Below are 11,342 nucleotides of genomic sequence, written 5' to 3'. Positions count from 1 at the left end.
GTCAACAAAGCTTATAATACAGAAGCCAATGATATTTTATTAAGTGCACTGGCCTTAACAATAAATAAATGGACAGAATACAAGGACATTTTAATAAACTTGGAAGGGCATGGCAGAGAGGCTGTTTATAAAGATATAAATATAAATAGGACTGTAGGTTGGTTTACAACAGAATATCCGGTTGTTTTAGAAGTTAGGGATAAAGAGGACATTTCCTCAATAATAAAGGATACAAAGGAAAACTTAAGACATATACCTAACAAAGGTTTATCCTATGGCATACTTAAATATATTGGTGAAAATAAGTTAAAGGACAAGATAACTCCTCAGATTTGTTTTAACTATTTGGGACAATTCGATGAAGAATTTACAGGTGGTATTTTTGAAATTTCTAAATTAAGTACAGGCAATAATGTAAGCTTAAAGTCTGAAAATCTATTTGCTTTGGATATTGAAGGCGGTATAGAAAGACAAAGCCTAAAAATTGTATTCACGTATAATGAAAACTATTTGGATGGTCATGTAGTGGAAATGCTTGCCAATGATTATAAGCATAATTTAATAAATATTATAAATCATTGTAAAGATAAAAAAGTTACAGAAAATACTGCTTCAGATTTTGAAAGCAATTTAAAAACTTTTAACGACAGGTTGATAATAAAACCTTTATCAGAGAATGAAAAGAATGCATTTAATGGAAATTATCCTTTGTCAAGAGCTGAAAAGAGACTTTTAATTGTTAATGAAATAAGCCAGAAAGATTTAACTTATAATACACCTTTTGTATTAGATGTTGATGGAGAGTTGGATATAACAAAATTAGAGCATTCCTTTAAGAAGATAATAGAAAAAAATGAAATTATGAGGACTACCTTTGCATTTACAGATGGTGTTCCGGTACAAAGGGTTCATGAGGAAATAGATTTTAAAATAAACATAATTGAATCAAAAACGGATGATGAAAAGGAAGTAATTAAGAGTCTTATTTCTTCATATGACCTAAAACAATTACCATTATTTAGAGTCTTCCTAATTAACATGATGAACGGTAAACAAATGATAATGATAGATATGCATCACATAATATCAGATGGCGTATCAATAGAAATAATGGTAGAGGAATTAGTTAAAATATATAACGGTATACCAACAAAAGATTTGGAGATACAGTACAAAGACTTTAGTGTATGGCAGGAAAAATATTTGAGCTCAGATAGTATTAAAGATATGGAGAACTATTGGATTAATAAATTGGGAAATTTCACTTATGTAGAATTCCCAAATAAAAATTCAGGTGAATATAATTCTCTTGAAGGTGCCAGAGTAGAATTCTATTTTGACAAAGAAGAGAAATCGAAAATCAAGAAATACTCTGTACAACAATCTATTACAAAGTTCAGTTTCTTTGCATCGATATTGAATATTATTCTTAAAAAGGAATTGAATGTTGAGGATATTACAATAGGTGTACCGGTATCAGGCAGAAATTCTGAGCAGTTGCAAGATATTATAGGGATGTTTACCAATGTTATACTTTTAAGGACTTTTGTTGATGGGGAAATGAACTTTAAGGAATATATTAAATCAGCCAACAATTCACTTATGGATGCATTAGCTAATCAGGATTATCCTTACGAAGAACTGCATGAAAAGATTTCTGAAAAGTATAAATTAAATAAACAAGCACTTTATTCGATTATGATAAATTTTCTACCCTATGAAAGTGATGAATTAGACGAAATAAGGTTAGGAAATGCAATATTAAAATACTCAGAAAGTCAAATATATATACCTAAATCGGATATAGTTTTCTACATATACGAAAACAAGGATAATTTTAGAGTTGAAATAATATACAACAAACAACAATTTAATGATGAAATCATTGAAAGACTTACAAAATACTATAAAGAGATAACTAATTCAGTTATTAATAACCATGAGATTCTTATTAAAGATATAGAATATAAAATACAAAGTGAAAATGCTGAATTAATAGAGGATTTTGACTTTGATAATGATGATTTCTTTAATGACTAACTTAAAATAAATGAACGGGAAAAGTTTTTACATTTAAAGCTTGTACATTATAAGAGAGAAAACTTTTCCTTTTGAAGTATTATATGTTATAAACTAAGAGGTGGCAAAATGGAATTATCAACTATAGATAAGAAAATTAAAAATTTTTCAGAAATCAATCCTGATAAAATCGCAATAAAATGCGGGAAACGCAGCATAAGTTACAGGAGTCTGGAACAAAACTCCAACACAATTGCCAGGTTTTTAATGGATCATTGTGCGGAAAGTGATAATGTTTATGTAATATTGGATAAAAGTATAGAACTTATCAATGTTCTGCTTGGGATAATAAAAGGCGGCAAGGTTTTTATACCAATGGATCATACAACTTCAAGCAATAGAACAATTTCTATGCTGCAAGAGATAAAAGCTCAATGGGTTATTACAAGTCATGATCTTTTGGGTAAGGTTTCTTCGCTGATTAGTAAAGCTATGATTGATGTGAATATCTTAATAATTGATTCAGGGGATGCCAATAATTCTATCGACAAGGTTTTTTATATCTCAGATTATTCAGAAGATACCAATAAAAAATATGAATTTTGCCAAAATAAAAATTGCTACATATATTTTACTTCAGGTTCAACCGGAAAGCCTAAAGCAGTTTTGGGAAGGCATAAGAGTTTGACTCAGTTTATAGAATGGGAAATTAATGAATTCTCAATAGATGATACTTCTGTGGTAAGTCAATTGACTCCAATGACTTTTGATCCATTTTTAAGAGATGTTTTTGTACCTTTATTATCTGGAGGTACTTTATGTATACCAGATGAAAAAGAAATAATTCTTGAGCCTAAAAGATTACTATCATGGATTAGAGAAAATAATATTACAATTATTCATATTGTGCCATCTTTATTTAAAAGATTGTCTCAGGCGGTTGAAACAATTGAAGATTTGGGTGATTTGAAATATATTTTTTTAGCAGGGGAGCTTTTGAGAGGAAACGATATAAAAAGGATTCTGGATATAGCCAAGGAAAATATTCAATTAGTAAATCTCTATGGCCCAACAGAAACAACTCTTGCTAAGTTTTTTTATAGGATAAAATATCAAGACGGTGAAAAATCCATTATACCTGTTGGAAAACCTATAAGCTCTTGCCAATGTTATATACTGGATAAGGACCTTAAAGAATGTGCTGATAATGTGGTTGGTGAAATATATATTAGAACTCCCTATATATCATCAGGTTATTGTAATGATAAAGAACTAACTAAACGTTCTTTTTTCAGAAATTTTTTCACTAATAATCCCAATGATATTATTTATAAAACAGGTGATCATGGCCGGCGTTTATCTGATAAAAATATTGAAGTGATTGGTAGAGTGGATAATCAAATAAAAATAAGAGGAATGAGAATCGAAATTGGAGAGATAGAAAACGTAATATTAAAGATAGATGGAATAAAGGAAGTTAAAGTTGTAGCAGATGAAGATGAAGAAGGTAACAAATTTTTATCAGCTTATTTATTAGTGGGAGATAATTTTATCTCTAATAAAATACGGAATAATTTGAAAGAATTATTGCCAGATTACATGATACCGTCCAATTTTATAAGTGTAAATAATATGCCATTGAATAATAATGGGAAAATAGATATAAAAAGATTGAGAGAAATTGGTGGAAATGTGATTTCGGAAGAAGATTATGCACCGCCGACTAATGACATCGAAAGAACCTTTGCAGCTATTTGGGAAAAAGTTTTAAAATTGAATAAGGTGGGAATAAACGATGATTTCTTTCATATAGGAGGACATTCATTAAAAGCTATATCCATAGTAACTGAAGCTAAAAAGGAAGGTATTGATATTAATATAAGAGATATATTTGAATACACAACAATAAAAAATATATCTAAACAAATATTAAATAGTAAAAATAAAACATATATTATAAATACCAAGGATGAGATAATAGATAGATTCAGACAAAAAGGATTAAACATACATTATAAAACCATTGAATCATATAATTTGATATTAGTTTCTGGTGATGGAAAAAACAATATTAATCTTATAGAAGAGATGATAGATGACACGATTAATCCCAAAATAAGACCTCATTATATTAAGAGCATTGGGGAAGAAGTTCATATTAATGAAATTGAAGATGCAAAATTAATTGATGAAATATTTAATGAAAAGTCTATAGAAGAGCTGTTAGAAACATATAAATACAAGTTGGAAAATGCAATAGAGTTCTATAGAAAGGAATTGCTTTCTAAAAAAGTAATTAGAGAATATCCGTTATCAGGGGCACAAAAGATAAGGCTTGAAAACAATGAAACCATAACTGTTGTTATAAAATTGGAGGAAAAGTATAGTGAGGAATTCATAAAAAACGGCTTGTTAAAAGTAATTAACGAGCAAAGTTTATTGAGAAGTACATATTCATTAGATAATGAAGAATATTTGTGGAAGGAATATGGAGATATTAGTGAGATTGATATTCCGATATTCGATTTATCAGATGTAAGCTTTTATAAAGCAGAAGATGTATATAGCACCATTATGAAAAATATTGAAGAATTAGCCAGTACAGAACTGATCAAAGTGATTCTTGTAAAAAAGAATCTTGTGGAGCAAGAACTTGTTTTGATTTTTAATCATATTATTTTTGACGGGTATAGTAGACAAGTCTTAAAATCAAGATTTAAAGAAATATTACTGGAAAAAGAAATGCGTGGAAGTAATCTTCAATACTATGATTATGTAAAGAATATAATAAGAGGACCTCAGCTTATAGCGGAAGAGCTAATAATATCCGACTTTAATCTTGAAAGCTTCAGCTTGGCTGTAAGTGAAATGAATAATGCATTGAAAGACTACGATAATTCATGTAATGTTTTTTTAGAGTTAACTTTAGATTCTGAAAATAAAGATAAAAGCATCAACTATTTTAAAGTTATCTATGGATTATTTAAAGACATGCTTAAAAAGTATTTTTCAATGAATAAGTTGCCTGTACTGCTTATTAACTATGGAAGAAAGTATTCTAATCAAGAATATTATAATTGTATAGGTGAATTTATTGATTACGTTCCATTTCTAATAGAAGATAATTGCGAATTGACAGAGGACCTAATATCAAAGCAATTAAGCTTATTGTCAGAAAAAAACATTAATTTTTCAGAACTGTCAAAAAATAAAAACTTAAAAGAAAAATACCCTAGAATAAATAATTTACTGGAAAATATTTTTAACAACACACTGATTGTATTTAATTTCCAGGTGATGATGGATAATGAGGAATTTAAGCTTGATGAAAAATATGCAGGCAATGAAAAACTTATACTATTTAATTGTAAAGTTTATGATGAAATTGTAAAATTACAGATTAACCTGCCTTTTAAAGATATAAAAAAGATAGAAATTGAGGACTATTTAAAAAATAAATACGTAGAATTGATAAATTAAAACTATTGAACAAAGGCTTTAGGTAATAGGAGAAAGAAATATGAGCAATTCTGGCTTGGCAAAAATAAGGAATTTAGTTGGTGTAGATGATAATATTATAAAAATATTTCTGATTAGGGTTTTTCATACAACAAGTATAATTTTGGCAACCTATATTATTATAATGCTTAAGAATGCAAATTACTCAAAAGAAGAGACAGGTCTAATCTCAGCAATAATAGGAATATCCTATGTTCCAATGTCAATAATTGCGGGAGTTTTGTCAGATAGATTAGGTAGAAAAGTTACTTTTAATTTCTTTAAAATCATAACAATAGTGTTATTAGCGATTAGTTTATTTCTTAATAATGGTTTTATAATGCATTTATTGTTGATAATAGTAGTTTGTATCAATAACGGGTTAGAACCGGTGATTGTGTCTACAGCAATTGATTTTAGTAAAGAAGAGGAGAGAAAAAATACTTTTGCGATGCTGCAGCTGGGGACAAGTATAGGTATGGCAGGGATTTCGTTAGTTGCATCAAGCTTATTTGATTTGAACTATAAGCTGTTTTTTACAATCCTTCTTGTTTTTAGTATAGTTTCAACTATGTTGCTAAAAAATTTATATAAAGATTATATTCCAAAGAAAAAAGAATCAGAGAAAAAAGCATCAAAGAAAAAGCAAAACAAAAAGAAAAATTATATTAAAATAGATACAAAAAACAAAACTCTTATAATTTTCTCAATAATTCTAATCACTTTTTCAATTGCATCTTCCCAATTAACATATGGATTAACATACAAAGTAGAAGCTATCAACAAATCAGAAACTGAGAAATGGGTTGGATTATTGAGTTTTATTTATTATAGTGCATTTTTTATTTTCAATCTGGTAGTTAGTAAAATAACTAAAAAAAATTCTTGCATTGTAAACATAATAATTGCAGGGATTATATATACAATAGGCATGGCGTTAATAGCTTTTAACAGCAATATTATTTTAATTTGTTGTGCTATGTGTTTTTGGGCAACAGCTCAGTTATTAATAAATATTAACAATGGATTATTTATTGCTGAAAATTCGGATGAAAATAACAGGGGAACTTATAACGCAATATTTACAATAATTTCAGGTTCTGGAACCGTACTTGGACCATTGCTAAGCGGATATATATTGGGGGCTTTTGGATTATTTCAATTATGGAGCTGCATGGTGCTAATATGTTTTGTTGGCACTATGGCAATATGTGGGGTATATTATTTCAGAAAGAAAAATAGTTATGAATGATAATCAAATATATAAAGAGGGTGTTTTGTATGAAGGTGGATGAGAAATATTTGGAAAGTGTTGTACATGAAGTAATTTTTGAGTGTTTGGGTATAGATGTAAAAAACTCAGTAGATGGATTTACAGAAGATACTAGACTGTTTCAGGACGGCTTAGGATGGGATTCCCTTGAGTTATTGGAGGCACTTAGTATATTGGAAGAAAAACTTGATATAGTAATTGAGCCATCTACTTTAAAGGAATTGAAGACAGTAAAGGGAATTGTTAATGCTCTGAAAGAGATTATTGAAAATAAATAGAAATATTATAGAGGTTATTATTGTGGAAGATAGGAACAGTGAATTCAAAAATGATAATAGGACAAGAATTTTAAAAAAAATACTTAAAAGACAAGGCTATGAAATTGAAGAACAAATGATAATTGTATTGGGTGAGGCAATAACATTTTTATTTAATAACATTAATTATTCCCTGACAAGCAATATCAATCTTTGGTATAGTAGTAGCTTTAATATACAATATGAAAAAAATGTATTTAAAAAGTTAGATATGGAAAAAGAAGATTTTAATAATATTGAAAACAAACAATTAATTAATTTTATTGATAAGAAGATTAAGAATAATTATGTTATTTGTTATGTAGACGAGGAGATATTTAAAAACTATAAAGCAGTAAACAGTACAAAAATACCTACTGTTAGAAATTTAACATCTGTTGAAGTAATTGATGTAGATTTTCATAATAAAGAAGTTGTGATAGAATATGTGGGAGAGAATGTTGAAGGGATTGTAGATGATAGGTTAAAGGTACCGTTTGAAAAGTTTTTAATCGCAGCATACTCCAACTCATTGCCTGTATCTCCTAATGGTTCTGGTTATACACTAGAAAAGAAGAATAGTTTTTGTAAAAATAATAATGTAGACTTGGACAGAATAATTTTAAAAAGTATAATTAGCATATGCAGAAATAACTTAGGAGAGTTACAAAAAGAAAATGATCTTTGTGTTGGCGTAATAGGAATGAACAAGCTTTTAGATGAATTAAAATTATTTAATGATCACATTGTTAAGGGAACTTCTAGCAAAGAAGTATTAGATAAATTATTTTCAATAAGATTTAGAATTCTTAGAAAAACTCTGCTTTATGGAAGTAATAGTTTATATCGTATGCAGTTTGCAGATGTAATAAAAAAACTTTCAGTACAAGTCAATAGTAAGGAATTAGATTCAATAAGTAAAGATATAAGTTTGATTGGAAGGAGGTGGTTGAATTTCACCAGAGTCATCTCAATCGCAAACTTTCGAGTAGACAAAAAAGAAGAGTTTTTAAAAGTTGCTTATGAAGGTCTAAATTTAATCATGAAAGAAGAAACTAAAGTATTTAGTAATTTGAAATTTGTCGTATCTAAAATAATTAAATGTCAGGAGGAGTGAGTTTATGGATAACGAAAAAAACAAGATGGAGGAAGCTGTATCAAACAATTATGATCTAATTAACTTGGATGAATTAGAAGAATTGGAAGAAATAGTTTGCCCATCAAGTAATGGCTGCTGCGGTTGTTGCTAAAAAAACCGACTATTGGATATATATTCGTACATATTATAAACCCTGTCTTGGATAATCTGCAGACAGGGTTTATGAGTAAAAATGACGTTAAAAAATGCAAGTAAATGACAGCCATTCAGGTAGAGCAGCGGTAGTATTGCGATATATCTAAAATATTGGCTTGATTATTTAAAGATAACGAACTTTAAACCTTAATAAAAACCAGCTGCGAAGTGGCTGGTAGTAGAGCCATGTAGCAGCGGGATAAATTCAATTCTAAAGTTCGTTATCTATAAAGGTGGAATGAAGATTGAATAAAAGTGTACATCTTATTAATGAAGATAATATAAATATTTTATATTATCTAGATTATAATAAGTTTTCAATTGTAAAGGGAATTATTGATAAGGAAAATCTAAAAGAGGAAAATGTTATTTTAAATCAAGAAAAGCTTGTTGAATGTATCCCACATGTTGATGAAAGGCTAAAAAAACTTACATTAGTGGTAACATCCAATTGTAATCTTAAATGTAAATATTGTTTTGCTGATTATGTGCATAAAAGTTCTCACAAAACAATGAGTGTTAATACTTTTAAGAATTCTATTGATTTTATTTTAAGAAATTATCCAAAGGGATGTAGTAATATAACTGTTTTTGGTGGTGAACCATTATTAGCATTTAATGTTATTAAAGAGGGCATCGAATATTATGATAAAAAATGTGATGAATTAAGTTTAATAAAAGGGAAGATATCTATAGTTACTAATGGAACAATTATTAACCATGAAATTATAGATTTTTTAAATAACTATGACAATATAAGTGTGACATTTAGTTTAGATGGATCTAGAGAAATAAATGATTTTGCAAGAATTGACAAAAAGTCTAAAGGAGTATATGGTAAAGTCAGCAATAATATAAAAGCAAATAAAGATAAATTTAAATTTATTACAAATATTGAAGTTACTTTAAATAAGGAGCATGTTAAAAATTATAAAAAGGGTGAAGCTAAAAAGTGGATTAAGGAACTTTTGGACTTAGGAGTTAATGGAATTACTGTTGGAGTTGTTGAATCAAAGGATGAAGAATTAGGATTACAAATAGAGGATGAATATATATATAAACAAATGTATTCTGAAATAGTTGACTATCTTTTTGAGGAAATATTAAATGGAAGAGTCTTTATTTCATCAGATATTATTGAAGGTATAAAGGCTTTAATATCCAAAAAGACTATTCCTATTTCATGCACTGCTGCTATAAATAATCTTACTATAGGTGCAGAAGGTGATATATTACCGTGCTACACTTTTTATGGCGAAAAAGAGTACATAATGGGAAATGTTATTGACGATATATCTGAGAAATACTACAGTATACAAAACAAATTTAAAAATGACTATTATGAAAAACCAGAAGATTGCAGAAGTTGCTGGATACGGAATATTTGTAATGTTTGGTGCAGGGGATTAAATAATGCCAGCAATAAAAATCCTTTAACAATACTAAAACCAAGATGTTGGACAGGTCAAATCTTATATGAGAGAATAATTTTAAATTTAGCTAAATTAAGTAGTGATAAAAGAAAATATGGAATATTCAAGGAAAATCTTAGAATAATATCAACTACATATAGGCTGGTAGAATAATGAGTGAAAAAATTGAAAATAAGCCAAGAGCTTTAAATGATATAGGCTATTGGGTAAACTTTGAAAAAGCAGGAGTAATATATTATAGTCTGGGCAGTAAAACTGTTGATAGGTATATAAAGGTAAGTGAAAAGCAAGTTGAACCAATAATGGAAGTGGTTAAACTTTTGGATGGCAATAATACTTTGGATTATATTGAAGAATACCTTAAGTCGGAAAAAAATCTTATTGTAGATGTAAAAAAGCTCTTTAATTTGTTAAAATCCGTAGGGTTTATAGAAGGCTTCAAATCGGATAGGATCAATGGAGAAGTATCTATAGTAGGTTTAGAGCTTATTAGCATAAGCTTTCCGGATACTACAAAATCAATCAAAAAAATAGCAAAGGTATTGCTAATTGCATGGAAGCTAATATTTTTAGTATCTGTAGTGGCCTTGATTCTGGGAATTTTCACAAGATACCATAGTTTTTTAGAAATCAGAAGAAGTATATTTACTGTAGGAGATTCCCACGTAATAGGGCTGTTTTGGCTGACAGGTTTTTTCTTTTTGACTAGCTTATTTCATGAACTATCCCATTGGTGTGTAGCTGTAAATTATGGTATAAGACCAGATAAACTTAAGATAACATTATATTCTGGTATTTTACCAATAATATATGTGAAAATAAATGGATTATACACATTAAATAGAAAAGAAAGAATAAAAGTTATGTCAGCAGGAATGCTGACAAATGCTTTGATTTTTATAATAAGCATTACTGTAGTTTTATGGATTGATTTCCCTAAAAATGTATCGGATGTGATTATTAAGATTGCTCTGGCTAATGGATATATGGTAGTTACAAATTTAATGCCTTTTAGCATTACAGATGGATATTTCATATTTACATGGCTTTTTGGGGTTAATAATTTAAGAATAAACTTAATTAAATCACTTAAAGAAAAAAGCAAAAATAAATCATATAAGTTAAATAAAATTTCGATTATTTATTTAACTATATCATTAGGTCTGTTCGTATTTGCTATTTGTTCTACTATAATATGGAGTTACAATATCATCAATGAAATTTTAATATTTATACCTTTTTCTTTTGGGAAATATACTTTGGTAATAATAATAGGGATTTTACTGTTATTTATTGTTGGCAATATATTGTTCAAAATAAAAAAATATATTAATGAATAAAGAATTGTCACGTGGAAAGAGATTTTAGGTGCTGAAGCTTTCATTATGTCCCGTCCCGATTCCGACCCATGGATATCCCCCGATGGCGAAAGCCCCATCCGTTGGAGTTGAGCTAATCAATATTTACCAGGACTACTCAGGGCATACAATACTATAGTATAATAATATAATAATTTAAAAACCTTTTGG

General features: G+C 28.4%; 8 protein-coding genes. All 8 read left to right on the top strand.

The features are described 5' to 3' along the window. The coding region (locus VIO64_RS12750) for a condensation domain-containing protein (protein ID WP_331918766.1) at window positions 1-2,040 on the top strand (2,040 nt) is incomplete at its 5' end. A 108-nt stretch (window positions 2,041-2,148) separates the two neighbouring features. Next, window positions 2,149-5,499, top strand: coding sequence for an amino acid adenylation domain-containing protein (locus VIO64_RS12745; RefSeq protein ID WP_331918764.1), 3,351 nt, complete (start codon window positions 2,149-2,151; stop codon window positions 5,497-5,499). Between the two features lie 40 nt (window positions 5,500-5,539). Continuing rightward, window positions 5,540-6,769, top strand: a complete 1,230-nt coding sequence (locus tag VIO64_RS12740) for an MFS transporter (RefSeq protein WP_331918762.1) — start codon at window positions 5,540-5,542, stop codon at window positions 6,767-6,769. Window positions 6,770-6,798: 29 nt separating this feature from the next. Then, a complete protein-coding gene (locus tag VIO64_RS12735; protein WP_331918760.1) occupies window positions 6,799-7,068 on the top strand; it encodes an acyl carrier protein in 270 nt (89 codons plus the stop codon). A gap of 22 nt (window positions 7,069-7,090) precedes the next feature. Further along, complete coding sequence (locus tag VIO64_RS12730) at window positions 7,091-8,203, top strand: hypothetical protein (RefSeq protein WP_331918758.1); 1,113 nt, start codon at window positions 7,091-7,093, stop codon at window positions 8,201-8,203. 4 nt (window positions 8,204-8,207) lie between these two features. After that, the gene (locus tag VIO64_RS12725; RefSeq protein ID WP_331918756.1) at window positions 8,208-8,336 is read left to right on the top strand and encodes a hypothetical protein; all 129 of its coding nucleotides are present in this window, start codon (window positions 8,208-8,210) and stop codon (window positions 8,334-8,336) included. Window positions 8,337-8,625: 289 nt separating this feature from the next. Beyond that, the gene (locus VIO64_RS12720) at window positions 8,626-9,966 is read left to right on the top strand and encodes a radical SAM/SPASM domain-containing protein (RefSeq protein WP_331918754.1); all 1,341 of its coding nucleotides are present in this window, start codon (window positions 8,626-8,628) and stop codon (window positions 9,964-9,966) included. Continuing rightward, window positions 9,966-11,153 carry a hypothetical protein gene (locus VIO64_RS12715; RefSeq protein WP_331918752.1) on the top strand — a complete coding sequence of 396 codons (1,188 nt, stop codon included), beginning with the start codon at window positions 9,966-9,968 and terminating at the stop codon, window positions 11,151-11,153. The genes VIO64_RS12720 and VIO64_RS12715 overlap by 1 nt, the downstream gene beginning before the upstream one ends. The last annotated feature ends 189 nt before the right edge of the window (window positions 11,154-11,342 follow it).

The organism is Pseudobacteroides sp. (assembly GCF_036567765.1).
GTDB lineage: Bacteria > Bacillota > Clostridia > Acetivibrionales > DSM-2933 > Pseudobacteroides.
This window is presented reverse-complemented; position numbering and strand designations above follow the sequence as displayed.